The 23674-nt window shown below is 63.4% G+C and carries 24 protein-coding genes; 8 read left to right on the plus strand and 16 right to left on the minus strand.

Features of this window, described 5'->3' with window-relative positions; all coding sequences use genetic code 11:
* Nucleotide 1: 1 nt before the first annotated feature.
* From DYZ14_RS06490 to DYZ14_RS06505, 4 genes are all read right to left on the minus strand, one after another.
* The gene (locus tag DYZ14_RS06490) at nt 2–466 is read right to left on the minus strand and encodes a GFA family protein (RefSeq protein ID WP_445292308.1); all 465 of its coding nucleotides are present in this window, start codon (nt 464–466) and stop codon (nt 2–4) included.
* A gap of 126 nt (nt 467–592) precedes the next feature.
* The gene (locus DYZ14_RS06495; RefSeq protein WP_154719947.1) at nt 593–1078 is read right to left on the minus strand and encodes a GFA family protein; all 486 of its coding nucleotides are present in this window, start codon (nt 1076–1078) and stop codon (nt 593–595) included.
* 42 nt (nt 1079–1120) lie between these two features.
* Nucleotides 1121–2605, minus strand: a complete 1485-nt coding sequence (gene cysS, locus DYZ14_RS06500; RefSeq protein ID WP_154719948.1) for a cysteine--tRNA ligase — start codon at nt 2603–2605, stop codon at nt 1121–1123.
* 205 nt (nt 2606–2810) lie between these two features.
* Complete coding sequence (locus DYZ14_RS06505; protein WP_154719949.1) at nt 2811–3215, minus strand: hypothetical protein; 405 nt, start codon at nt 3213–3215, stop codon at nt 2811–2813.
* 216 nt (nt 3216–3431) lie between these two features.
* On the opposite strand from DYZ14_RS06505, the gene DYZ14_RS06510 reads away from it, so the two are divergent.
* Entirely contained in the window at nt 3432–4688 is a 1257-nt protein-coding gene (locus DYZ14_RS06510) for a GGDEF domain-containing protein (protein WP_154719950.1), read from the plus strand.
* A gap of 81 nt (nt 4689–4769) precedes the next feature.
* Nucleotides 4770–5519 carry a glycoside hydrolase family 25 protein gene (locus DYZ14_RS06515; protein WP_445292310.1) on the plus strand — a complete coding sequence of 250 codons (750 nt, stop codon included), beginning with the start codon at nt 4770–4772 and terminating at the stop codon, nt 5517–5519.
* Between the two features lie 9 nt (nt 5520–5528).
* Here DYZ14_RS06515 and DYZ14_RS06520 read toward each other — a convergent pair whose 3' ends face one another.
* The 12 genes from DYZ14_RS06520 to DYZ14_RS06575 all read right to left on the minus strand — a co-directional run bounded on the left by DYZ14_RS06520 (nt 5529) and on the right by DYZ14_RS06575 (nt 17607).
* The gene (locus tag DYZ14_RS06520; RefSeq protein ID WP_154719951.1) at nt 5529–6269 is read right to left on the minus strand and encodes an SDR family NAD(P)-dependent oxidoreductase; all 741 of its coding nucleotides are present in this window, start codon (nt 6267–6269) and stop codon (nt 5529–5531) included.
* 18 nt (nt 6270–6287) lie between these two features.
* The gene (gene purF, locus DYZ14_RS06525) at nt 6288–7778 is read right to left on the minus strand and encodes an amidophosphoribosyltransferase (protein ID WP_154719952.1); all 1491 of its coding nucleotides are present in this window, start codon (nt 7776–7778) and stop codon (nt 6288–6290) included.
* 127 nt (nt 7779–7905) lie between these two features.
* Nucleotides 7906–8517, minus strand: coding sequence for a CvpA family protein (locus DYZ14_RS06530; protein ID WP_115670676.1), 612 nt, complete (start codon nt 8515–8517; stop codon nt 7906–7908).
* 90 nt (nt 8518–8607) lie between these two features.
* Nucleotides 8608–10011 (minus strand): DNA repair protein RadA, encoded by a 1404-nt coding sequence (gene radA, locus DYZ14_RS06535; RefSeq protein ID WP_154719953.1) that lies wholly within the window; start codon nt 10009–10011, stop codon nt 8608–8610.
* A gap of 115 nt (nt 10012–10126) precedes the next feature.
* Complete coding sequence (gene alr / locus DYZ14_RS06540) at nt 10127–11287, minus strand: alanine racemase (protein ID WP_154719954.1); 1161 nt, start codon at nt 11285–11287, stop codon at nt 10127–10129.
* A gap of 160 nt (nt 11288–11447) precedes the next feature.
* Nucleotides 11448–12944, minus strand: coding sequence for a replicative DNA helicase (locus DYZ14_RS06545; RefSeq protein ID WP_115670680.1), 1497 nt, complete (start codon nt 12942–12944; stop codon nt 11448–11450).
* A gap of 325 nt (nt 12945–13269) precedes the next feature.
* Entirely contained in the window at nt 13270–13845 is a 576-nt protein-coding gene (gene rplI / locus DYZ14_RS06550; protein ID WP_154719955.1) for a 50S ribosomal protein L9, read from the minus strand.
* 24 nt (nt 13846–13869) lie between these two features.
* Nucleotides 13870–14841 (minus strand): DUF2232 domain-containing protein, encoded by a 972-nt coding sequence (locus tag DYZ14_RS06555; protein ID WP_154719956.1) that lies wholly within the window; start codon nt 14839–14841, stop codon nt 13870–13872.
* A 195-nt stretch (nt 14842–15036) separates the two neighbouring features.
* On the minus strand, nt 15037–15285 hold the full coding sequence (gene rpsR, locus DYZ14_RS06560) for a 30S ribosomal protein S18 (RefSeq protein WP_003502063.1): 249 nt from the start codon (nt 15283–15285) through the stop codon (nt 15037–15039).
* A gap of 23 nt (nt 15286–15308) precedes the next feature.
* Complete coding sequence (rpsF, locus tag DYZ14_RS06565) at nt 15309–15770, minus strand: 30S ribosomal protein S6 (RefSeq protein ID WP_110793507.1); 462 nt, start codon at nt 15768–15770, stop codon at nt 15309–15311.
* A 272-nt stretch (nt 15771–16042) separates the two neighbouring features.
* A complete protein-coding gene (locus tag DYZ14_RS06570) occupies nt 16043–16555 on the minus strand; it encodes a ClbS/DfsB family four-helix bundle protein (protein ID WP_154719957.1) in 513 nt (170 codons plus the stop codon).
* Between the two features lie 8 nt (nt 16556–16563).
* Entirely contained in the window at nt 16564–17607 is a 1044-nt protein-coding gene (locus DYZ14_RS06575; RefSeq protein WP_154719958.1) for an aldo/keto reductase, read from the minus strand.
* A gap of 212 nt (nt 17608–17819) precedes the next feature.
* On the opposite strand from DYZ14_RS06575, the gene fabD reads away from it, so the two are divergent.
* The 6 genes from fabD to DYZ14_RS06605 all read left to right on the plus strand — a co-directional run bounded on the left by fabD (nt 17820) and on the right by DYZ14_RS06605 (nt 23674).
* The gene (gene fabD, locus DYZ14_RS06580) at nt 17820–18764 is read left to right on the plus strand and encodes an ACP S-malonyltransferase (RefSeq protein ID WP_154719959.1); all 945 of its coding nucleotides are present in this window, start codon (nt 17820–17822) and stop codon (nt 18762–18764) included.
* A gap of 34 nt (nt 18765–18798) precedes the next feature.
* Nucleotides 18799–19536, plus strand: a complete 738-nt coding sequence (gene fabG, locus DYZ14_RS06585) for a 3-oxoacyl-[acyl-carrier-protein] reductase (protein WP_154719960.1) — start codon at nt 18799–18801, stop codon at nt 19534–19536.
* Between the two features lie 281 nt (nt 19537–19817).
* Nucleotides 19818–20054 (plus strand): acyl carrier protein, encoded by a 237-nt coding sequence (locus DYZ14_RS06590; protein ID WP_028736116.1) that lies wholly within the window; start codon nt 19818–19820, stop codon nt 20052–20054.
* Between the two features lie 118 nt (nt 20055–20172).
* The gene (fabF, locus tag DYZ14_RS06595) at nt 20173–21432 is read left to right on the plus strand and encodes a beta-ketoacyl-ACP synthase II (protein WP_154719961.1); all 1260 of its coding nucleotides are present in this window, start codon (nt 20173–20175) and stop codon (nt 21430–21432) included.
* A 114-nt stretch (nt 21433–21546) separates the two neighbouring features.
* Nucleotides 21547–22761 (plus strand): endolytic transglycosylase MltG, encoded by a 1215-nt coding sequence (gene mltG, locus DYZ14_RS06600; RefSeq protein ID WP_154719962.1) that lies wholly within the window; start codon nt 21547–21549, stop codon nt 22759–22761.
* Between the two features lie 22 nt (nt 22762–22783).
* Complete coding sequence (locus tag DYZ14_RS06605) at nt 22784–23674, plus strand: YicC/YloC family endoribonuclease (RefSeq protein ID WP_154719963.1); 891 nt, start codon at nt 22784–22786, stop codon at nt 23672–23674.

Consider the following 23674-nt stretch of genomic DNA (forward strand, 5'->3'; position numbering starts at 1 on the left):
GTCAATCCTCTTCGGGCGGCCAGACCGCCGTATCATGGTCGGGATGCTGGTTGGAAACGACCGAGGCAAAGAACGCCTCCATTTCCGGTGTCTTCACCGCCGGCTTGTCGAACAGGTGGTCGATCCAGGGCAGGCGCTTGTCGTGGTTGACCTGCACCTGCGGTTCGAGCGCTTCCGGATGGTCGAAGGCGCCGATCGCAAGCTCGATGCTTTCGCCGACATGGTAGGACAGCGGCGTGCCGCACTTGTTGCAGAAGCCGCGCTTGACCTTGGCCGAGGAGCGGAAAAGCGAGGGTTGGCCGCGGGTCCAGGTCAGGTGCGCATGGTCGGCCGTCACCAGCGCGCCGAACAACGAGCCGAATGCCTTCTGGCACATGCGGCAATGGCAGATCGACGGCCGACCGAGCTTCTCCGCCCGAAACCTGACCGCGCCGCACTGGCATCCGCCGGTGAAAACTCCGTCCATCAATTGTCTCCTAGCGCAGTGCCACGTAGGCGACGACGCCGACGGTGATGAGGACGACCACGATGCCCTTGCCGATCAGGCCGTAGAGCAGCCATTTCGGCATCTGGGTATTGGGATTTTTCTGCGTCATTGTGGGATCTCCTTCGGCCAGGTGCCGTCGGTATCGTGGTCGGGATGCTGGAAGGACACGATCTCCAGCACGAACGGGGCCTCGTCGGCATCCTCTTCCGTGCGGTGGCCGGGCAATTTGTGCAGGCGGTCGACGAAGTCGATCTTACATTCGATCCCGAACTGCACGACCGGAGGCAGAAGCCAGGGATCGTCAAAGGCACCGGCGGCAATCGCCACGCCGTCGGGTGCCTCATACGTCAGCGGCGTACCGCAATTGTCGCAAAAGCCGCGACTGGCGAAGTTCGACGAACGGAAGGTCTTCGGGCGCCCACGCGTCCATTCGAGGTCCGCTCCCCGGGTCGAGACGAGCGGCGCATAATAGGCGCCAAAGGCCTTCTGGCACATCCGGCAATGGCAGATCGACGAATCCTTGAGAACGCCCGCGACCCGAAAGCGGATCGCGCCGCACTGGCATCCGCCGGTGTAGATGGCATCGGTCATGATGGTTCTCCTTTTGGGGCATGTCGCGCCACGGCCAACATCCTACCGTTTGACCTCCCAGGTGGTCACCCGCTCGCCGGTTTCCTTGTCCTTGCCGTCCTTGAGCTGGATGCCCTTGGCCAGCAGATCGTCGCGGATCTTGTCGGCCTCGGCGAAGTTCTTCGTCTTCAGCATTTCCAGACGCATGGCGACGAGCGCCTCGACGGCGGCGGCAAGGTCGTCGCTCAGGGCTGCCTTCTTTGGGACGATGCCGAGCAGGGCGGCGCTGGCGGCAAACACGCCAAGCTTCGACGCATCGGCATTGGCGGCCTGGGCCAGTGCATGCACGCTCTGGATGGCGGCAACCGTGTTGAGATCGTCGCCGAGCGCCTCGATGACCGCAGCGTCGGGCGCGGCGTCACCGGCCTCGGCCACCGGCCACTTGGCGAGCAGCCGCTCCGCCTCTTCCAGCCGCTTCACCGAAAAATCGATCGGCTCGCGGTAATGCGTCATCAGCATGGCGAGGCGGAGCACTTCGCCCGGCCATTTGCGGCCGCCGAACTTGTCCGTCTCCAGCAACTCGTTGATCGTGACGAAATTGCCCTCCGACTTCGACATCTTGCGGCCCTCGACCTGCAGGAAGCCGTTGTGCATCCAGACATTGGCCATGACGTCGGTGTCGAAGGCGCAGCAGGACTGGGCGATCTCGTTCTCGTGATGCGGGAAGATCAGGTCGAGACCGCCGCCATGGATGTCGAACTGGTGCGGGCGGGCCTTGGCGCGCGGCGAAAGCCGATCCTTGATCTCCTCCCACAGATAACGGTCCGACATGGCCGAGCATTCGATATGCCAGCCGGGGCGGCCGTGGATCGCCACCGTCTTGCCCTCGAAGGCGAAACTGGCGCTCCAGCCCGGCTCGGTATCGGCCGATTGTTTCCACAGCACGAAATCGCCGGGGTTCATCTTGTGGGCTTCGACGGCGATGCGGGCACCGGCCTGCTGGTCCTCGAGCTTGCGCTTGGAAAGCTGGCCGTAGTCGGCCATGGAGGCGGTGGCGAACAGCACCTCCTGGCCTTCGGAGCCGGAGGCCACATAGGCGTGGCCCTGGTCGAGCAGCCGTTGGATAATAGCGATCATCTGAACGATATTGTCGGTCGCGCGCGGCTCGACTGTGGGCTTGAGGCAGCCCAGCGCCGCGACGTCGGCGTGGAACTGGCTCTCGGTCTTTTCCGTCACGGCCCGGATGGCGTCATTCAGCGTCATCGAGCCATCGGCGATCTTCGCGCCGAAATCGCGCAGTGCCCGGGCGTTGATCTTGTCGTCCACGTCGGTGATGTTGCGCACATAGGTGACGTGATCCGCGCCATAGACGTGGCGCAGCAGCCGGTAGAGCACGTCGAAAACGATCACCGGGCGCGCATTGCCGATATGGGCGAAGTCGTAGACGGTCGGGCCGCACACATAGATGCGCACCTTTTCGGCATCGATCGGGGCGAACTCGACCTTGTCGCGCGTCAATGTGTTGTAAAGCTTGAGGCTCGTCGCCATTCCCGTCTCCCGATAGCCAACCCGTCCGGCTGGACCGGGGCGTTTGTCATCTGGGACTTGGGTCGGGAGACGAAAACGGCCGGGCCAGCGCTGACGCTAGCGAATAATGATCCCGCAAATAATGCAGATGGTCGTTTTCATGGGGCGAGTTATGGCTTGGGCCGAAGGCGAGGTCAAGGGGGAGGTCCCCCATCGCGCGGCAATGTCAGGGATAGACGTAGGTGTAGAGAGCACACATGCTGTCGTTGCGTGTCGGCGCCTCCGTCGTCTCGAACACGGCGACCATGGTCACATCGCCGTCCAGCCAGGAGGCGAGATAGGTGACCGGGCTTTCGCCGCAGAGGCGGTTGCCGTTCAGCAGTACCGGATTGCCGGGCGCCTTCACGCTGTAGACGGAGGCCGGCACGTCCTTGCCGTCCACCGTGAAATGATCGGCGATCAGGTCCTCGAACTCGATCCTTTCGCCGTTTTCGAAAACCATTTCGAAATCATCGAAGCTGATGTCGCCGGTGATCGCGGTCGCAGTGGTGCTCAAGGCAACCAGATCGTCGGCAAGGCTCGGGCTGGCGCCAAGGAGAAAGGCCACGGTTGCATAGCGTAGGAAGGTCATGGCGAAGAGTTCCAGCATGGAGATGCAACAGAATAGCGTCGCCCTGGTCCGGAAGGAAGGACAGGAGCGACGCGGGAAGGCCCGGTGGAGCGGGAAAGGGGCAATGCTGCAAGACCAATTTTGGGCGTTCCCGTTGATGCCGTGTAAGGGTTCTGAAAGGCAAGATGCGCCATCATCCAGAAAATTCAGTCGCGCGATGGACGCTCTTACACTCCCATGGATCAATTGCTGCATCTTCCGACGATTTTTGTGTTCCACGCCTGCTCGACGCTGATCTCCGCGCTTTTGGTCGGCACGCTTTGGCGCCGGCGTCGCGACAGCGTCCTTCTCGGCATCCTGACCTTCGCGGCCACGGTCGGCTTCGTCGGGACCATTCTCCACGCGATGCGTGGCGCGTTGCCCTTCCCGGTCTCCTCCGGCCTCGGCCTCGGTGCCAGCATGCTTGCGATGGGCCTGTTCTGGCAGGCAATCGTCGTCTTCGAAGGGAAGCGACCCCGCTACCTGCATGCCGCTGCCGGTGCGATCATCTGGGCCTGCCTGTTCTTCACGCCGCTGTTTCAATCATCCATCAATGTACGTACGACCGTTCTCGGCTTGATCATGGGCACCTATTCCCTGCTCGGCGCGCTGGAAATCTGGCGAGGCAGGCTGAGGGAGCCCTTGCCGTCCCGCAAGTTGGCGGCGGGCGTGCATTGTGCCCGCGCCGTCGTCTGGTACCTGGTGCTCGTCGGCACGTTCGCCTTCGGACCGGTCTATACCGATCAGGGTCCGTATCCGACGTGGTTCGTTCTCGCCTCCCTTGCGCAGACGCTCCTGATCATTCTTTCCGTCATCACCTTGATGATCCTGGCGCTGGAGCGCGACGAGCGCAGAAGCCGGCTCGTATCCGAACGGGATCCGTTGACCAATGTCCGCAATCGCCGTTCGTTTGTCGCCGAGGCCGAGGCGATGCTGTCCCGCCAATCCGCGCCGGCCGCGCTCCTGCTCTTCGACATCGACCATTTCAAGCAGATCAACGACACTTATGGCCATGCCGCCGGCGACAAGGTGCTGATGGAGTTCTCGGCCTTGCTGGAAGGACGGATGCAGTCCGACTGGCTCCTCGCTCGTATAGGCGGGGAAGAATTCGCCTGCCTGATCCCGAATGCCGGGATCTCGGAAGGCGCCGATATCGCCGAGGCCATGCGCAGGGCCGTCGAACGCCTGCACACGGCGGTCGACGGACGCTCCGTTCTGGTGACGGTCAGCATCGGGGTCGCCGCGACCGACGAGGCGGCACCAAGTCTCGATCCGCTGCTCGCCGCCGCCGACGTTGCGCTCTACCAGGCGAAGGCCGACGGTCGAAACCGGGTTCGCAGGCACGTCCCGGGTTTTGCTCGGCGGACCATGCTCGCAAAAGACCATGCGCAGCCGAACGCCGCCAATCAGCCGCTGGGGCACAAGCGGGTGACGCGGGCCGATGGCCGCAATTGAGATCGGTCATAAACTGTCCCGATGACGCCGTCCGGCCCCTTGTCGATCGCGGGGCGGGGGCGGGGAGAAAGGAGCGTCGTCGTGAGGAATTCGATCAAGACGATCATCATCGGTGCGGTGATTCTTGCCGCTGCGGGAGCGCTCCATGTCTGGTATGGAACCGAAATGGCCCCCTTCGAACCTCCGTCCCCCAAGGACTACCCGATCCAGGGCATCGACGTCAGCCACCACCAGGGCGACATCGATTGGCCAAGGCTTGCCATGCAGCAGAGGGCGCGCTTCGCCATCATCAAGGCGACCGAGGGCGGCGATTTCCGGGATCGCAAGTTCGCCGAGAACTGGCAACGCGCCAAACAGGCCGGCATCGTGCGCGGCGCCTATCACTTCTTCACCTTCTGCCGGCCGGGCAGGGATCAGGCGCGAAATGTAATCGCCACGGTGCCGCGCGAGCCGGACACGCTTCCGATCGCGGTCGACATCGAGTTCCACGGCAATTGCGACAAGGTGCCGACAGTGGATGAACTGGCCGCAGGACTCCACGCCTTCATGGACGAACTCGGCGCGGTGTTTCCGGGCAAGCCGATCTTCTACGTCGACGAGGATTTCCACGATCGCTACCTGAGGGGAAACGAGGCGGTCTTTCCGGAGCACTTTCTCTGGCTGCGCAGTATCGCCCGTGAGCCGAAGCAGCAGGACTGCCGTCGCTGGTCGATCTGGCAGTTTGCCGACAACGGCTCCCTGGACGGCATTCAAGGCCCCGTCGACCTGAATGTCCTGTGTCCGTCCGAGGAGGGATTCGCTAGCCTTTTCCGAACAGGAGCGGGAAAATGACCGTGCCGATCACTCCGGCAGGCGATAATCCTTGAGTCTCTCCTCGCGGACGACGAACAGCTTGCCGGTTTCCGTCAGCTCGGGACCGCAGAGCGGCAGAAGCCTTGCGGCAACTTCCGACGGGTGCGGAACGGTGCTCGGATCCTCGCCCGGCATGGCCTGCGCGCGCATCGCGGTACGGGTCGGGCCGGGGTCGACCGAGACGATGCGCAGCGGCAGGCGCTGGGTTTCGCCGGCCCAGGTGCGGGCCAGCGCCTCGACGGCGGCCTTGGAGGCTGAATAGACGCCCCAGAACGGCCGGCACTTGTGGGCTGCGGCCGAGGACAGGATCAGTGCGCGGCCCTGGTCGGACTTGACCAGCAGCGGTTCGAGCGAGCGGATGAGGCGCCAGGTGGCGGTGACGTTGATGGTCATCACCTTCTCGAACACCTTCGCCTCGATATGGCCGATCGGCGAAATCACGCCGAGAATGCCGGCATTGGCGACCAGGATGTCGAGCTTGCCCCAGCGCTCGTCGATCGATGCACCCAATGCGTCGATGGCGTTCATGTCGGCCAGATCGAACGGCACGAGGGTGGCGCTGCCGCCGACCGCCTTGATCGCATCGTCGAGTTCTTCCAGGCCGCCGACCGTGCGGGCGCAGGCGATCACATGCGCACCCGCCTTGGCAAGCTCCAGGGCGGTGTAATAGCCGATGCCGCGCGAGGCGCCGGTGACGAGCGCGATACGGCCCTTAAGGTCAACAGTCATGATATCTATCCTTCAAGCTCAGCCGTTGGTGGCCAGCATGGAGACCTTGCGGCCCATCTTCTCGCCTTCCTTGTCGAGCAGACGGGTCGGATAGTCGCCGGTGAAATAGTGGTCGGTGAACTGGGGCGCGGCGTTGTCGCGCGGCTTGCCGCCAACGGCCTGGTAAAGCCCGTCGATCGACAGGAAGGCAAGCGAGTCCGCGCCGATATATTTGGCCATCGCATCGACGCCGGAATACTGGTTGGCCAGCAGCTTGTCCGCGTCGGGGGTGTCGATGCCGTAGAAGTCGGGGTGGAAGATCATCGGGGAGGCGACGCGGATATGCACTTCCTTGGCGCCGGCATCGCGGATCATCTGGATGATCTTGACCGAGGTGGTCCCACGCACGATCGAATCGTCGACCAGCACGACCCGCTTGCCCTCGATCATCGCCCGGTTGGCGGAATGCTTGAGCTTGACGCCGAAGGCGCGGATCTGCTGGGTCGGCTCGATGAAGGTGCGGCCGACATAGTGGTTGCGGATGATGCCGTATTCGAACGGAATGCCGCTCGCCTGGGCATAGCCGAGCGCTGCCGGTGTGCCGCCATCGGGAACCGGCACGACCACGTCGGCGTCGCAGGGCGCTTCGGCGGCAAGGTTCATGCCCATGGCCTTGCGCGTCTGGTAGACGTTGCGGCCGCCGACGACGCTGTCAGGGCGGGCGAAGTACACATATTCGAACAGGCAGAGCCGCTCGGGCTGCGGCTTGGCCGGCTTGCGGGCGTCGATGGTGATCGAGCCGTCGGGCTGGATCTCGCAGATGATGACTTCACCGTTCTCGACGTCGCGGACGAACTTGGCGCCGATGATGTCGAGCGCGCAGGTTTCCGAGCAGAAGATCGGTTTGCCGTCGAGTTCGCCCATGACGAGCGGGCGGATGCCGATCGGGTCGCGGGCGGCAATCAGCTTGGTGCGCGTCATCGCCAGCATCGAATAACCGCCTTCCATCTGGCGGATGGCGTCGATGAAGCGATCGGCGGTGGAGGAATGGCGCGAGCGGGCGATGAGATGCAGCACGACTTCGGTGTCCGAGGTCGACTGACAGATGGCGCCTGTGGCGATGATCTGGCGGCGCAGCGTCAGGCCATTGGTGAAATTGCCGTTATGGGCAATGGCGATGCCGCCTTCTTCCAGTTCGGCAAACAGCGGCTGCACGTTGCGCAGCGCCACTTCGCCGGTGGTCGAATAGCGCGTGTGGCCGATCGCAGCCGAACCCGGCATCTTCGCCAGCGTCGCCGGGTTGGTATAGTGGTCGCCGACCAGGCCCATGTGTTTTTCGGTGTGGAACTGCCGACCGTCGAAGGAGACGATGCCGGCCGCTTCCTGGCCGCGATGCTGCAGCGCATGCAGGCCGAGCGCGGTCAGGGTTGCCGCGTCGGTGTGGCCCAGAATGCCGAACACCCCGCATTCCTCATGGAGCGTGTCGTCTTCGAGCGTCCATTCGAAACCGGAAAAATCAGACTGAGACATGGAAGCAGGCCTTTGCTCGATCGGACAGATGCGCCGGGACGGCTTTAACACGGAAGCCGCCGGTCTGTCCTGATCCGGCGGCGCCCGCTTGGGGATTTCGAGGGCGCGGCCCAAGGCCGCAGCCCGGTCAGTTGTTGGCGGCCGGCGCGTCTTCGGCCGGTGCCTGTTCTGCGGGCGCCTGATCCGCCGGAGCCTGGTCTGCAGGCGCCTCTGCGGCAGGTTCCTGCTTGCCGAGAATGCGGGAGCGGATCTGCGGCTCGATGTCTTCCGGCAAAACGGCTTCGAGCTTCAGCACCAGCGTGTCGAGGAAGGGCTTGGACTTGGCGTTGTTGACCCAGTCCGGCCGATGCTTGACGTCGACCAGCCAGTTCCAGAAGGCGACGGCGACGACCAGCAGCAGGATGCCGCGCGCCGCTCCGAACAGGAAGCCCAGCGTGCGGTCGAGCGCGCCGATGCGGCTGTCGATGATGAAATCGGCGATCCGGCTGGTGATGAACGAGATGACGATCAGCGCGACGAGGAAGATGATGCCGGCCGAGCCGGCAACCGCGATGCGGTCGTCGCTCGTGTAGTTCTTCACGTAGGGCACGAGCATCGGATAGAGATAATAGGCGGCGGCAACCGCGCCGGCCCAACTGGCGATCGAAAGGACTTCGCGCGAGAAACCGCGCACCATGGCGAGCACGGCCGAGAACAGCACGACGCCGATGACAATACCGTCAAAAATCGTAATGGGCATAAATACCAACTCCAAGACTTGCCGGCCAACGCCCGCATGATTGCCAATGCGACCGCTGCCGCTTCAACCGGCCGGGCGCGCCGGATTGGATCAGTCGCCGGCCTCTTCCGAGCGCGCCTTCAGCCGGGAACCGGCAATCCGCGCCACGAGATCGGGCAGGTTTTCGACTTCATTCCACTTTCCCGTCGTCCCCTTCGGCAGTTCCGACGAGGCGGCGGGCAAAACAGCGGAGGAGAAGCCGAGCTTTTCCGCTTCCTTCAGCCTTTGAGCGGTGTGCGAGACGGCACGGACGGCACCCGACAGGCTGACTTCGCCGAAATAGACGCAATCGGCGGGAAGGGCAAGACCGGCCAGCGACGAAACAAGGGCCGAGGCAATGGCCATGTCGGCCGCCGGCTCCGATATGCGGTATCCACCGGCGACATTCAGGTAGACGTCGTGTTGTCCGAGCCGAACGCCGCAATGGGCTTCGAGCACGGCGAGGATCATCGCAAGACGCGACGAATCCCAGCCGACCACGGCGCGGCGCGGCGTGCCGAGCGTCGTCGGTGCCACCAGCGCCTGCACTTCGACCAGAACGGGCCGGGTGCCCTCCATGCCGGCAAACACGGCGGCGCCGGGCGAATTGGCATTGCGTTCGCCGAGGAAGAGTTCCGACGGGTTGGCAACCTCGCGCAGGCCCTTGTCGGACATTTCGAACACGCCGATCTCGTCGGTCGGGCCGAAGCGGTTCTTTACCGTGCGCAGGATGCGGTAGTGATGGCCGCGATCGCCCTCGAAGTAGAGCACGGCATCGACCATGTGCTCGACCACGCGCGGCCCGGCGATCTGGCCGTCCTTGGTGACATGGCCGACCAGCACCATCGTGGCGCCGGTCTGCTTGGCGAAGCGGATCATTGCCTGCACGCCGGTCCTGACCTGGGTGACGGTGCCGGGCGCCGAATCCGCCGTGTCGCTCCACAGCGTCTGGATCGAATCGATGATGACCAGATCGGGACGCTTGCCCTCGGAAATCGTGGCGAGGATGTCCTCGACATTGGTCTCGGCGGCAAGAAGAACCTCGGTGTCGGCGGCATGAAGACGCTGGGCACGCAGCCGAACCTGCGCGACGGCCTCTTCCCCCGAGACGTAGATCACGCGATGCCCCTTGCGCGACAGGGCAGCCGCCGCCTGCATCAGAAGCGTCGATTTGCCGATGCCGGGATCGCCCCCGATCAGGACCGCCGAGCCGCGCACGAAGCCGCCGCCGGTCGCGCGGTCGAGTTCGCCCATGCCGGTCGGGATGCGCGGCGCTTCCTCGATCTCGCCGGACAGCGAGGTGAGGGTGACCGGGCGGCCCTTCTTCGGCGTCTTGCCGGGGCCGGAACCGATGCCGCCCATCGGATCTTCCTCGACGATGGTGTTCCATTCGCCGCAGCCGTCGCATTTGCCCGCCCAGCGGTTATGCACCGTGCCGCAGTTTTGGCAGATGAATTGGGTCTTCGCTTTTGCCATGCCGTGGAGTCCGTCGCCGCGCAAATGCGGAACAAAGAGTGAATATCGCTCTCTCAGTTAGGAGAAAACGCCACAAGAGGCAAGCGGCTCCCGCAAGTCTTCAGCCCGCGAGTCTTCAGAGCGCGTCGATATAGCGGCGTTCGTAACGCAGGCCGACACTGGTCAGCAATTCGTAGCCGATGGTGCCGGCGGCGCGTGCGACATAGTCGAGGGGCATGTTGGCGCCGAACAGTTCGATATAGTCGCCCGCGGCAATCGCGTTCGGCGGAACATCGGTGACGTCAAAGATCGTCAGGTCCATGGTGACGCGGCCGACGACCGGCACCTTGTAACCGGCGATGAAGCCGAAGGCGCCGGGAATGCCGGTCTCGCGCAAGGGCACGCCGCTACCCGAAAGGGCGCGCAGATAGCCGTCGGCATAGCCGGCCGAGACGATGGCCAGCCGGCTGTCGCGGCTGAGCATGGCTGTGCCGCCGTAGCTGACCGTCTCCCCGGCCTTGGCTTCACGGATCTGCAGGATGCGGGCCTCGGCCGTCACGGCGGGTCGCATCGGGTTGTCCATCCCGTTGACGGCTTCGCCGCCATAAAGCGCAATGCCGGGACGGGTCAGGTCGAAGTGATAGTCGGCGCCCAGGAAAGTTCCGGCAGACGCTGAAAGGCTTGAATCAATGCCTTCGAAGGCGGTGCTAACCCTGCGGAAGGATTCAAGTTGCTGGCGGTTCATCGGCGAGGCCGGATCGTCGCCGCAGGCAAGGTGGCTGAGAACGAGCACGGGCGAGAAGCTTGCCGGGCGCGACACGTCGTCGGCCAGCGCCAAGGCATCCTCGAGCGGCAGGCCGAGACGGTTGAAGCCGGTATCGACATGCAGCGCGCATGGGTGATCCCCATGCTCGGCGACGACCGACATCCAGAAGGCGAGCTGTTCCTGCGAGGCGATGACCGGCACCAGATCGTGCTCGAAGAAGATGGCCTCCATGCCCGGCCAGATGCCGGAGAGTACGAAGATCCGTGCCTCGGGCGCATAGGGCCTGAGCGTCGCGCCTTCGGCAGGCACCGCGACGAAGAAATCACGCGCGCCGGCATGATAGAGCGTCTGGCCGACATCCTCGATGCCAAGGCCGTAGGCGTCCGCCTTGACCACGGCGGCCGTGCGCGCCTTGCCAGAGCGGCGAGCCATGTCGCGCCAGTTCTCGGCAATGGCGGAAAGGTCGATGGTCAGACGCAGCGGAGCGGCGAGGAATTCATCGGAGGCGTCGGTAAGATCGAAGGCGGTCATTCTTTGGTGCACCACTCGTCAAAAGATATTGGTATTGACCCTAGCATTTTTCCCGCGTTCGAGAACGCCAAGGGCTGCCAAATTCTCGCAATGCACAATTGTTTGGAACGCATGCGGGTCTGCGGTGGTGTCGAGTGCGAACCGCGCTCGACACCACCGCTCAAGGCTCCTGATATTCGACGAAGCTCGGATCGGCCAAGTCGGCAAAGCGGGTGAATTCCGACTGGAAGGCCAGCTTGACGGTGCCGGTCGGTCCGTGACGCTGCTTGGCGATGATGACGTCGGCCGTGCCCTTGACCTTGTCCATCAGCGCTTCCCATTCCGGATATTTCGGGTCTGCCAGGTCGCGTGGTTCGCTGTTCTTCACGTAATATTCCTCGCGGAACACGAAGAGCACGACGTCGGCATCCTGCTCGATCGAGCCCGATTCGCGAAGGTCGGAAAGCTGAGGACGTTTGTCTTCGCGGCTTTCGACACCGCGCGACAGCTGCGACAGCGCGATGATCGGCACATTGAGTTCCTTGCCGAGCGCCTTCAGGCCCGTGGTGATCTGGGTGATTTCCTGCACGCGGTTCTCGCCCGCCTTGCCGGTGCCGGTCATCAGCTGGATATAGTCGACCACCAGGCAGTCGAGGCCGCGCTGGCGCTTGAGGCGGCGGGCGCGCGCCGACAGCTGGGCGATGGAAATACCGCCGGTCTGGTCGATGAACAGCGGCACCTTCTGCATCATCTGGCTGCAGGCGACCAGCTTCTCGAAATCGGCCTCGGTGATGTCGCCGCGGCGGATCTTCGACGACGAGACTTCCGTCTGCTCGGAAATGATACGGGTGGCGAGCTGTTCGGACGACATTTCCAACGAGTAGAAGCCGACGACGCCGCCGTTCTTGGCCTTGAACGAGCCGTCCGGCATGATTTCCGGCTCATAGGCCGCCGCGATATTGTAGGCGATGTTGGTCGCAAGCGAGGTCTTGCCCATGCCGGGACGTCCCGCGAGCACGATCAAGTCGGAGCGCTGCAGGCCGCCCATCTTGGCATCGAGCGACATGATGCCGGTGGAAATGCCCGACAGGTGGCCGTCGCGCTCGAAGGCGGCGCCCGCCATGTCGATCGCCTGCGCGACCGCATCGTTGAACGACTGGAAACCGCCGTCATAGCGGCCGTTCTCGGCAAGGGCGAAGAGACGGCGCTCGGTGTCCTCGATCTGCGCCTGCGGCGGCATGTCGAGCGGAGCGTCATAGGCGATGTTGACGACGTCTTCGCCGATCTGGATCAGGGCGCGACGCAGCGCAAGATCGTAGATCGCCCGGCCATAGTCCTCGGCGTTGATGATGGTAACGGCTTCGGAAGCCAGGCGCGCGAGGTACTGCGCAACCGTCAGATCGCCGACCTTCTGATCGGCCGGCAGGAAGGTCTTGATGGTGACCGGATTGGCCGTTTTGCCCATGCGGATGATTTCCGAGGCGACCTCGAATATCTTGCGGTGCAGGGGCTCGTAAAGGTGGTCTGGCTTGAGGAAGTCGGAGACGCGGTAATAGGCGTCGTTGTTGACCAGGATCGCGCCCAGAAGGGCCTGTTCGGCCTCGATATTGTTCGGCGCTTCCCGGTAATGGGGCTCGGCCGGTTGAAGCGGGGCAATCTTGCGCGCAGCATCGTTCATCGCGGGCTACCGTCTTTTCTTCTCGGGAATGTCTATCGTGTTGGTCCTAGGATTTGGCGGCTGGGCCGGTGCGAGTCAACTTCAATCACGCGCATCTGGCTTGTCCCCTTTTATCCACAGGGGGCGGAAGAAAATCCGCACGTCGGATGCGGAAAGCGCTTGCAAGGCCCTTAGCCAAACGAATCGACAACCACGTCCGATCATATCGCAAAGTGCTGAGATTTGCCGCAAGCCTTGCGTCCTGTCCTCGTGCCGGGAGGCACGAAAAAACGAAAACGCCCGGGTCGTCCGACCCGGGCGCAATCTTTCGGCAAAGGCTTGAGGCTTATTCTTCGTCGCCGTCGCGGTCGGCTTCCGGATCGAAGAAGTCTTCCGGACGAAGTGCGTCTTCGTCGATGCCGTAGATGGCGTCGGCCGAGGTGAGGCTTTCGCCCTTGGCCTGGCGTTCTGCTTCTTCAGCCGAACGGGCGACGTTCAGTTCGACCGAGATCTCGACTTCGGAATGCAGGTGGATGACCACCTTGTGCAGGCCGATGGTCTTGATCGGGGTGTTCAGTTCGACCTGGTTGCGGCCGATGACGAAGTCTTCGGCGCCGAGGATTTCGACGACGTCGCGAGCTGCGACCGAACCGTAGAGCTGGCCGGTTTCGCCGGCCGAGCGGACGACGATGAACGACTTGCCGTCGAGCACGTCGGCGACCTTCTGGGCTTCCGACTTGCGCTCGAGGTTACGCGCTTCGAGCGTCGCACGCTCGGCATCGAAACGTGCCTTGTTGGCGGCGTTGGCGCGCAGAGCCTTGCCGAGCGGCAGGAGGTAGTTTCGGGCAAAGCCGTCGCGAACCTTGACGGTTTCGCCCATCTGGCCGAGCTTGGCGATGCGTTCGAGAAGAATGACGTCCATGTTTCTGTTCCTTTCAGTTTGAGTTCAAGACTTGGAATTGTCGGTTTCGGCCTTGGCAGCCGGGGTCAGGGCCACGGTCCGCCGGGTATCGGAAAGTCCGAGGACGAGAATGAGGAAGGCCGGCAGGATCATCGGCGCGGACAGGTAGGCAAGCACCAGCACCGGCAGGCGCCAGTCCTTGCCGCGCGTCCTCAGGTGCAGCGAGCCGAAGCCGGCAAGCAGGAAACCCGCGCCGAAGGTGCCGCAGACCGTGGCGCCGATCAGGGCAGGCGTGCCGCCGATGAAGCAGGCGACGATGCCGGCGAGGAAGACGAAGACCGCATTGCGGTTCATCCGGAGCGACGACGGCAGATCCTCGCGCGGACGCAGTGCCCGGCCCGAAGCGCTGACGACGCGCATGGCGATATAGTAGGCGGCAAATAGCATCAGCACCCACATGCCGCCCTGGACGATCGGCAGGAGCAGGACCATCATGCCCTTGATCTGATCGACAGCTGCCGGATCGGCCGCAAGGCTCGGATCGCGCGCATTGATCGAGGAAAACAGCATGTCGACCATCTGGCCCGTCAGTTCGGGGCCATAGCCGATCATCACGCCGAGGAAGATCACTGCGAGCGTGACCAGGGCGCACAGATGCAGCAGGATATCCGACATCGGATACCAGGCCATCAGGTCGTCAGGGCCGCCGATCTCGGAGGCCGGGCGGGCGAGATTGGCCAGATGGCTGAGCCAGCCGGCGGGCAGGAGCGTAAAGACCGCCATGGCCAACGCAAACAGCGGCGAGATGGCGAGCGCTCCCAGGAGGGCAGCGGTGCCGACGGCGGCGATCGCCGCGGCATTGCCCCAGCCGAGGCCGACGATCAGCACGGGCAGGGCGGAGGCCGCATAGAGAATAGACGAAAAGGACGGCTGCGCATTCGCGCCCAGCACCAGCAGGGCGGCGGTAACACCGGCGATCACGCCGATCAGCAGCAATTGTCCGTTCACTTGTTTCACGTTCGCTGTCCTGCCGGTTCAAGCAGTTAGGGGATGGATCGGATTCAAATCCTGAAGTCCGTCCCCAACATGGGATTTCGCCTGAGGTCGTTCATGCTTTTCATCAAGCGAGCGACCTTCGGCATGGTTCCGATCCGCGCCCAACGCGGAAGGGATGAAGCCCGCCGGTCGGTGACCGGCAGGCTTCGGATCAGATTACGCTACGACGTAGGGCAGCAGGCCGAGGAAGCGGGCGCGCTTGATGGCCTGGGCCAGTTCGCGCTGCTTCTTCTGGGAAACCGCGGTGATACGCGAGGGAACGATCTTGCCACGCTCGGAAATGTAGCGCTGCAGGAGGCGAACGTCCTTGTAGTCGATCTTCGGAGCATTGGCGCCCGAGAAGGGGCAGGTCTTGCGACGACGATGGAAGGGACGACGTGCCTGAGAAGAGGATGCATCAGCCATTGTAATTTCTCCTTTTGCTCAGATTACGCGCGGTCTTCGCGCGGACGACGCTCGAAGCCACCTTCGCGCGGGCCACGGTCCGGACGCGGACCACGGTCGCCGAAGCCACCTTCGCGGCGCGGGCCACGATCGTCGCCGTCACGACGCGGACGGTCGTCACGGTCGCGCTTCTGCATCATGGCAGACGGGCCTTCTTCGTGGGCTTCCACGGCGATGGTCATGTAACGAAGTACGTCTTCGTTGATGCGCATCTGGCGTTCCATCTCGTGGATCGCTGCACCCGGAGCTTCGATGTCCATCAGGGCGTAATGAGCCTTGCGGTTCTTCTTGATGCGGTAGGTCAGGGACTTGAGGCCCCAGTTTTCTACGCGCCCGACCTTGCCGCCATTCGCTTCGATAACACCCTTGTACTGTTCGACGAGGGCATCAACCTGCTGTGCGGACATATCCTGCCGGGCAAGGAATACATGTTCGTAAAGAGCCATTGTAAGCTTTGCCTTTCTTGCGGTTGTCATCACCCGGATCCGGCGCTAAGCCTCAACGACTGCTCCTGTTCGGCCAGGCCGAGGCAAGAAAAGCGTTGTGTTCGAGACGGTCGAGAGCGGAGACACGGGAGGCCGGAAAACCCTTCGGTTCCTGCGGCTTCCGCATCGGAAGCCGGCCCTCCGTTCAGCCACCAGCCAGGAGACCGGGTGTTGTGAACAGCGCGCTTATACGGATTTTCGGCGCGATGGCAAGGCAAATCCGGGAAAAACCCTCAGGCCGCCGCTTTCGCCTTCTTCCACTTGCGGATTCGCGCCCGCGCATTGGCATAAGGCGAGGCAGTGTTGAACTGGATCATGCGCCCGAGCGACCATTGATTGTACCAGCAGCGCCCGTACAGCGCGTCGTCGTCAAGATGATCGACGAGCGCCACGAGCCGTGCATGGTTGGTTTTCAATCTTTCCAGGCGGTCGGGAAGGTCGAGGCCCTGCTGGTCGCGGTAGAATTTCTGCGCCAGCGCGCCGAGCTCGTTCCATTTGTAACCGGTTTCCGGAAAGTCCGGTTCCAGGCCCTGGTCGCGCAATTCGACCCACTTCAGCACCAGTTCGCCCCAGCCGCAAAGATAGGCGACGAGATCGTTGACGCTGATCACCGTATCCCGGGCATGGCCCTCCATGCCCGAATGCTGCGCCTCCGCGGGACTGATCGACGAAAGCTCGGCCTCGAGCCTGGCAAAGTTCTGCGTCATCGCCTCGAGGAGCGCGGCCCTGTTCGCCGGAACGGTCATCGGGCCGCTCAGATCGGCGCTGGATAGACCCGGTGAACCTTGCCGATCTCCTTCAGGATCTCGTCCGACAGTGTGATGTCGGCCGAACCGATGTCGGTCTTCAACTGCTCCATCGTCGTCGCGCCGATGATGACGGACGCCATGAAGGGGCGCGTCAGGCAGAAGGCGATGGCCAGTTGCGAGGGGTCAATGCCATGCTTCGCTGCCATGTCGACATAGGCGCGAACCGCCGGTTCCTGCAACGGCTGCAGGCGACCGCCGAGGTCGCCGTTGATCGCCGCGCGCGAACCCGCCGGCTTGATGCCGCCGAGATACTTGCCGGTCAAAAGTCCGGCGGCGAGCGGCGAATAGGCGAGCAGGCCGACGTCCTCGTGGTGGGAGAGTTCCGCCATGTCGAGGTCATAGTGACGATAGAGCAGGCTGTATTCGTTCTGCACCGTGGCGACGCGCGGCAGGCCGCGCGCTTCGGCGATCGCGATGAACTTCTGCGTGCCCCAGGTCGTCTCGTTGGACAGGCCGATGGCGCGGATCTTGCCGGCCTTGACGCAGGTGTCGAGCGCTTCGAGCTTCTCGTTCATGTCGGCGAGAGTACGTTCGCGGTCCTGGCCGTAAGGGTTGTAAGTCCAGGCCTGACGGAAGTGGAAGTGCCCGCGGTTGGGCCAGTGGATCTGGTAGAGGTCGATATAGTCGGTCTGTAGGCGCTTGAGGCTGGCATCGACCGCCTCGCGGATCGAAGCGCCGGTAATCGGCTTGCCCTCGCGGATATAGGGCCGGCCGGCGCCGGCGACCTTGGTGGCGAGCACGATGTCCTTGCGCTTGCCGGTCTTCTTGAACCAGTTGCCGATGATCGTTTCGGTCAATGCGTAGGTCTCGGGCGAAAGCGGCGTGGTCGGATAGAGTTCGGCGGTGTCGAAGAAATTGACGCCGTGTTCGACGGCGTAGTCCATCTGTTCGAAGGCTTCGGCTTCGGTGTTCTGCGAGCCCCAGGTCATGGTGCCGAGGCAGATTTCGGAGACGGAGATGCCGGTGCGGCCGAGTGTATTGTGCTTCATGAAAAAGGAATCCGTGGTGGGGGCTTCGGAAAGGTGGAGAGGACCGGCGGAAATTTAGGGGCGCCTCGATCATTCGCAAGGGCAAAATGCGCCGAATCGGTTCCGTGGGCAAAAAGTCCACCGAGGGCCCCCGGTCTTGACTCACCGGAAAAACACGTCAATGGGAAAGGAAAAAGTCAGGGAAGAACATCATCCCGAGAAGGAATATCCCCATGAGCATTGCATTCACATTCCCCGGCCAGGGCAGTCAGGCCGTCGGCATGGGCAAGGAGCTTGCCGAAACCTATGCGGAAGCCAAGGCGGTTTTTGCGGAAGTCGACGAGGCGCTCGGCGAAAAGCTCTCGGCCACCATGTTCGATGGACCGGAAGAGACCTTGACCCTGACCGCCAACGCCCAGCCGGCATTGATGGCCGTGTCGATGGCGGTGATCCGCGTCATGCAGACCCGTGGCCTCGACCTGAAATCCAGGGTTTCCTTCGTCGCCGGCCATTCGCTCGGCGAATATTCCGCGCTCTGTGCCGCAGGCACCTTCTCGCTCGCCGACACCGCGCGCCTGCTGCGCATTCGCGGCAATGCCATGCAGGCGGCCGTTCCGGTCGGCGAGGGCGCCATGGCGGCGATCATCGGCCTCGAGCACGGCGATGTGGAGGCTGCCTGCCAGGAGGCGTCCGCTGCCGGACCGTGCCAGATCGCCAACGACAATGGCGGCGGCCAGCTGGTCATCTCCGGCGCCAAGGCGGCCGTCGAGAAGGCAGCGGCCCTTGCCACCGAAAAAGGCGCCAAGCGTGCCATTATGCTGCCGGTCTCGGCTCCCTTCCACTCGGCCCTGATGGGCCCGGCGGCCGACGCCATGCGCGAGGCGCTGGCCAAGGTCGAGAAGCACGATCCGGTCGTACCGCTGATCGCCAACGTGCGTGCCGCCCCCGTCACCGACGCCGGCGAAATCGCCGACCTGCTGGTCGAGCAGGTGACCGGCCAGGTCCGCTGGCGCGAGACCGTCGAATGGTTCGGCGTTAACGGTGTCACCACGCTCTATGAAATCGGCTCCGGCAAGGTGCTGACCGGGCTTGCCCGCCGCATCGACAAGAACGTCAGCGGCATTGCCGTCAATTCTGCGGCCGACATCGACGCGGCGCTTGCTGCGCTTCTCGGCTGATTGTCTGGATGATCTGGAACAAGGAACTAGGAACATGTTTGACCTGACCGGCCGCAAGGCCCTCGTCACCGGCGCGACCGGTGGCATCGGCGAGGAAATCGCCAGGCAGTTGCACGCCCAGGGCGCCATCGTCGGCCTGCACGGCACCCGCGTCGAAAAGCTCGAGGCGCTCGCCGCCGAACTCGGCGACCGGGTCAAGATCTTCCCGGCCAACCTGTCCGACCGCGACGAGGTCAAGGCACTCGGCGAGAAGGCCGAGGCGGACCTCGAAGGCGTCGACATCCTGGTCAATAATGCCGGCATCACCAAGGACGGCCTGTTCGTGCGAATGCAGGATGCCGACTGGGACGCAGTGCTCGAAGTCAACCTGACGGCGGTCTTCCGCCTGACGCGCGAACTCACCCATCCGATGATGCGCCGCCGCTTCGGCCGCATCATCAACATCACCTCGGTCGTCGGGGTCACGGGCAATCCGGGCCAGGCGAACTACTGCGCTTCCAAGGCCGGCATGATCGGTTTCTCCAAGTCGCTCGCTCAGGAAATCGCCACCCGCAACGTGACGGTCAACTGCGTCGCTCCGGGCTTTATCGAAAGCGCCATGACCGGCAAGCTCAACGACAAGCAGAAGGACGCCATCATGGGCGCCATCCCGATGCGTCGCATGGGCACCGGCTCGGAAGTCGCCTCCGCCGTCGTCTATCTCGCATCCAACGAGGCGAGCTACATGACCGGGCAGACTTTGCACGTCAACGGCGGCATGGCGATGATCTGAGCAAGTCTCGCGCGTGAGCCACTGCTTGCCCAATTGGGTGTTGAGCACTGGCCTCGCGCGATTTTTCTGGCTTTGCGGCGCGGCTAAACCGTGTTAAGCGGGCCATGACTGTGAACAGTCGTTCCGTCTCCCAAGGCGATTGCTATGCACTTGATTGTATGGTTGGTTCATTGAGACGGGGCTGAACGGGTTTGCCGGTGGCGATGAAGTGTTCGCCGGTTTGAACAGGGTAGGGAAGTCGTCCAGACGCCCCTGAGATTAAGAAGGTCGAGGAAACCGACATGAGCGATATCGCAGAACGCGTTAAGAAAATTGTTGTTGATCATCTCGGCGTAGACGCTGAAAAGGTTGTTGAAGGCGCAAGCTTCATCGATGATCTGGGTGCGGACTCGCTCGACACGGTCGAACTAGTCATGGCCTTCGAAGAAGAATTCGGCGTCGAGATCCCGGACGATGCGGCTGACTCGATCCTGACGGTCGGCGACGCCGTAAAGTTCATCGAAAAGGCTCAGCCCTGATCGATTGCATGCATAGCGGGACGGCGGCTGTGGCTGCCTTTCCCGCCGGGGCCCGCGACATGCGGGCCTTACTGTTTTCTGATGGCATCGACTGCAAGAGTGGGGTGGACTACGGGCGATGAGACGTGTCGTTATCACCGGTACCGGCATGGTATCTCCGCTAGGGTGTGGAACTGAACTAACCTGGTCGAAACTTCTCGCCGGGGAAAGTGGTGCCCGCCTCGTGACCGAATTCGAGGTCGATGACCTGCCGGCCAAGGTCGCCTGCCGTATCCCGACCGGCAATGCCGAGGGCGCCTTCAATCCCGACGACTGGATGGAGCTCAAGGAGCAACGCAAGGTCGATCATTTCATCATCTATGCGATCGCAGCCGCCGACATGGCGCTGAACGATGCCGGCTGGCATCCGAAGACCGATGACGACCAGTGTGCCACCGGCGTTCTGATCGGCTCCGGCATCGGCGGCATCGAAGGCATCGTCGAGGCCGGCTACATCCTGCGCGACAAGGGCCCCCGTCGCCTGTCGCCGTTTTTCATTCCCGGTCGACTGATCAATCTGGCCTCTGGCCAGGTATCCATCCGCCACAAGCTGCGCGGTCCCAATCACTCGGTCGTCACCGCCTGCTCCACCGGCGCCCATGCGATCGGTGACGCGGCCCGCCTGATCGCATTCGGCGACGCCGACGTCATGGTGGCCGGCGGCACGGAATCGCCGATCAGCCGCATTTCGCTCGCCGGCTTTGCCGCCTGCAAGGCGCTGTCGACGGCACGCAACGACGATCCGAAGGCCGCATCGCGTCCCTATGACAGGGATCGCGACGGCTTCGTCATGGGCGAGGGGGCCGGCATCGTCGTGCTCGAGGAACTTGAGCACGCCAAGGCGCGCGGCGCCAAGATTTATGCCGAAGTGGTCGGTTACGGCCTGTCCGGCGATGCCTTCCATATCACCGCTCCCTCCGAGGACGGCGATGGCGCATTCCGCTGCATGACCATGGCGCTGAAGCGCGCCGGCCTCACCCCGGCAGATGTCGACTACATCAATGCCCATGGCACATCGACCATGGCCGACACCATCGAGCTTGGCGCGGTCGAGCGTCTCGTCGGCGAGTCGGCCTCGAAGATATCGATGTCCTCGACCAAGTCGGCGATCGGCCACCTTTTGGGTGCGGCGGGTGCCGTGGAGGCGATCTTCTCCGCACTTGCCATTCGCGACAATGTCGCACCTCCGACGCTCAACCTCGACAATCCCGATGTCGAGACGGCGATCGACCTCGTGCCCCACAAGGCGCGCAAGCGCGAAATCAACGTCGCGCTGTCCAACTCCTTCGGATTTGGCGGTACGAACGCCTCCCTGGTGCTTCGGCGCTACGAGGGCTGAGCGCCGCGACCATGGCAAAGTTTGTGGATGCCGGGGCGCAAGTCCCGCTTCCACCTGCTTTTTGCCGTATTGCTTGGCCAGACAGCAGCGATACCGAACTGAAGAGGATTGCCTGTGACCGACGATAGCCAGAACAGCGGGATTTCCTTTGGCCGCGGAGCGGAAACCTCTGCAAAGGGGCCGATCATTCCGAAGTCTCCGACCGAGGCACTCCGTCCGGAGCGCGTTCCCGCTCCGCCCCGGCGTTCGCGCAAGGCGCGCAGCCAGGTGGTGATTTTCCTCAACTTCCTGATGACGATGGTGGTGGCGGTCTGCGTGATTGCGGTCGCCGTGTTCTTCTATGCGATGTCGGCCTACCAGAATCCCGGTCCGCTCGCCACCAACACCAATTTCGTCGTGCGCAGCGGCGCGGGCCTCGCCGAGATCGCCGGCAGCCTCGAGCGCAACGGCATCATCACCGATTCCCGCATCTTCCGCCATGTGACCGCGACCTACCTCCAGGAAGGCGAGAGCCTCAAGGCCGGCGAATACGAGATCAAGGCGTCCGCGTCGATGAAGGAGGTCATGGATCTGCTGAAGTCGGGCAAGTCAATTCTTTACTCCGTCTCGATGCCGGAGGGCCTGACGGTCAAGCAGATGTTCAAGCGGCTGGCGGACGATCCGGTTCTGGAAGGCGAACTGCCGGCCGAACTGCCGGTCGAGGGTTCGCTGCGCCCGGATACCTACAAGTTCTCGCGCGGCACCAAGCGCACCGAGATCGTCAGCCAGATGGCGGCGGCGCAGCAGCGACTCGTCGACCAGATCTGGGAAAAGCGGGATCCCGACCTTCCGATCAAGACGAAGGAAGAGTTCGTCACCCTGGCGTCGATTGTCGAGCGGGAGACGGGCAAGGACGACGAACGCGCCCATGTCGCGTCAGTGTTCATCAATCGCCTGGCCAAGGGCATGCGGCTGCAGTCCGACCCGACGATCGTCTACGGCCTGTTCGGCGGTGACGGCAAGCCGTCCGACCGGCCGATCTACCAGTCGGATCTGAAGAAGGAAACGCCGTACAACACCTACGTCATCAAGGGACTGCCGCCGGGCCCGATCGCCAATCCGGGCCGCGCCGCGCTCGAGGCCGTCGCCCATCCGTGGAAGACCAAGGACCTGTACTTCGTCGCGGACGGGACCGGTGGCCATGTCTTCGCCGCGACGCTCGACGAGCACAATGCGAATGTGCGCAACTGGCGCAAGATCGAGGCCGAACGTGGGGAGGATCCGGGTGCAGCGGTCGATGCGCCGCCGGAAGCCGATCCGGACGCCGCCGCCGCGAAGAAGAAGAGCTGAGCAGCTAACCGAGGACAGGGCGATGGCACTGCAATCCATGACCGGCTTTGCCCGGAGCGAGGGAACCAGCGGTCGGCATCGCTGGGCCTGGGAGCTACGCTCGGTCAATGGCAAGGGGCTCGACATCCGGATGCGCCTTCCGCAGGGCATGGAAGGCCTTGAAAGCGACATCCGGCGTCTGCTGTCGCAATTTGTGACGCGCGGCAATGTCCAGGTCGGACTGACGGTGCAGGTGAGCGAGAACCGCGTCGAGGCCGTGCTCAATCGCGACGCGCTCGATGCTCTGCTGAAATTAAGGGATGAACTCGGTGCGGCGCTGGTCGATCCTGCGCCGCTGAGACTCGACGCCCTGTTGTCGATCCGTGGTCTCGTCGAATTCAAGGAAGCGGTCGACGACGCCGAAGCGGTTTCCCGGCGCGAGGCGGATATTCTCGCCGGCCTGGAACAGGCCGTGCATGCGCTGTGCGAGATGCGGCGCATCGAGGGTGATGCGCTCTGTCGACTGCTTTCGGACCAGGTGACGCGTATCGAGGAGCTGGCGCTGACCGTCGAGGCCGATCCGTCGCGCCAGCCCGGCGAAATTGCCCGGCGCCTGGAGAGCCAGATCGCCACGCTGATGGGCGCCGCCGGCACGCTCGACCGTGACCGGCTGCATGCCGAGGTGGCGCTTCTGGCCACCCGCGCCGATCTGCGCGAGGAGATCGACCGGCTGAAGGCGCATGTCGCCGCCGCCCGTGATCTCCTGGCGCTTGGCGGCCCCGTCGGTCGCAAGCTCGATTTCATTGCGCAGGAATTCAACCGCGAATCGAATACCATCTGTTCGAAGTCGAATGGCGTGGCCGTGACCGCCGCGGGCATCGAGTTGAAGGTCGTGATCGACCAGTTCCGCGAACAGGTCCAGAATTTGGAGTGA

The sequence above is a fragment of the Ciceribacter sp. T2.26MG-112.2 genome (genome assembly GCF_900492205.1).
In the GTDB taxonomy this organism is placed as follows: Bacteria; Pseudomonadota; Alphaproteobacteria; order Rhizobiales; family Rhizobiaceae; genus Allorhizobium; species Allorhizobium naphthalenivorans_A.

Bases quoted from the DNA above. Each gene is read 5' to 3' on its own strand.
- DYZ14_RS06490 (WP_445292308.1), bottom strand. From the start codon at position 466: ATGGACGGAGTTTTCACCGGCGGATGCCAGTGCGGCGCGGTCAGGTTT.
- DYZ14_RS06495 (WP_154719947.1), bottom strand. From the start codon at position 1,078: ATGACCGATGCCATCTACACCGGCGGATGCCAGTGCGGCGCGATCCGC.
- cysS (WP_154719948.1), bottom strand. From the start codon at position 2,605: ATGGCGACGAGCCTCAAGCTTTACAACACATTGACGCGCGACAAGGTC.
- DYZ14_RS06505 (WP_154719949.1), bottom strand. From the start codon at position 3,215: ATGACCTTCCTACGCTATGCAACCGTGGCCTTTCTCCTTGGCGCCAGC.
- DYZ14_RS06510 (WP_154719950.1), top strand. From the start codon at position 3,432: ATGGATCAATTGCTGCATCTTCCGACGATTTTTGTGTTCCACGCCTGC.
- DYZ14_RS06520 (WP_154719951.1), bottom strand. From the start codon at position 6,269: ATGACTGTTGACCTTAAGGGCCGTATCGCGCTCGTCACCGGCGCCTCG.
- purF (WP_154719952.1), bottom strand. From the start codon at position 7,778: ATGTCTCAGTCTGATTTTTCCGGTTTCGAATGGACGCTCGAAGACGAC.
- DYZ14_RS06530 (WP_115670676.1), bottom strand. From the start codon at position 8,517: ATGCCCATTACGATTTTTGACGGTATTGTCATCGGCGTCGTGCTGTTC.
- radA (WP_154719953.1), bottom strand. From the start codon at position 10,011: ATGGCAAAAGCGAAGACCCAATTCATCTGCCAAAACTGCGGCACGGTG.
- alr (WP_154719954.1), bottom strand. From the start codon at position 11,287: ATGACCGCCTTCGATCTTACCGACGCCTCCGATGAATTCCTCGCCGCT.
- DYZ14_RS06545 (WP_115670680.1), bottom strand. From the start codon at position 12,944: ATGAACGATGCTGCGCGCAAGATTGCCCCGCTTCAACCGGCCGAGCCC.
- rplI (WP_154719955.1), bottom strand. From the start codon at position 13,845: ATGGACGTCATTCTTCTCGAACGCATCGCCAAGCTCGGCCAGATGGGC.
- rpsR (WP_003502063.1), bottom strand. From the start codon at position 15,285: ATGGCTGATGCATCCTCTTCTCAGGCACGTCGTCCCTTCCATCGTCGT.
- rpsF (WP_110793507.1), bottom strand. From the start codon at position 15,770: ATGGCTCTTTACGAACATGTATTCCTTGCCCGGCAGGATATGTCCGCA.
- DYZ14_RS06570 (WP_154719957.1), bottom strand. From the start codon at position 16,555: ATGACCGTTCCGGCGAACAGGGCCGCGCTCCTCGAGGCGATGACGCAG.
- DYZ14_RS06575 (WP_154719958.1), bottom strand. From the start codon at position 17,607: ATGAAGCACAATACACTCGGCCGCACCGGCATCTCCGTCTCCGAAATC.
- fabD (WP_154719959.1), top strand. From the start codon at position 17,820: ATGAGCATTGCATTCACATTCCCCGGCCAGGGCAGTCAGGCCGTCGGC.
- fabG (WP_154719960.1), top strand. From the start codon at position 18,799: ATGTTTGACCTGACCGGCCGCAAGGCCCTCGTCACCGGCGCGACCGGT.
- DYZ14_RS06590 (WP_028736116.1), top strand. From the start codon at position 19,818: ATGAGCGATATCGCAGAACGCGTTAAGAAAATTGTTGTTGATCATCTC.
- fabF (WP_154719961.1), top strand. From the start codon at position 20,173: ATGAGACGTGTCGTTATCACCGGTACCGGCATGGTATCTCCGCTAGGG.
- DYZ14_RS06605 (WP_154719963.1), top strand. From the start codon at position 22,784: ATGGCACTGCAATCCATGACCGGCTTTGCCCGGAGCGAGGGAACCAGC.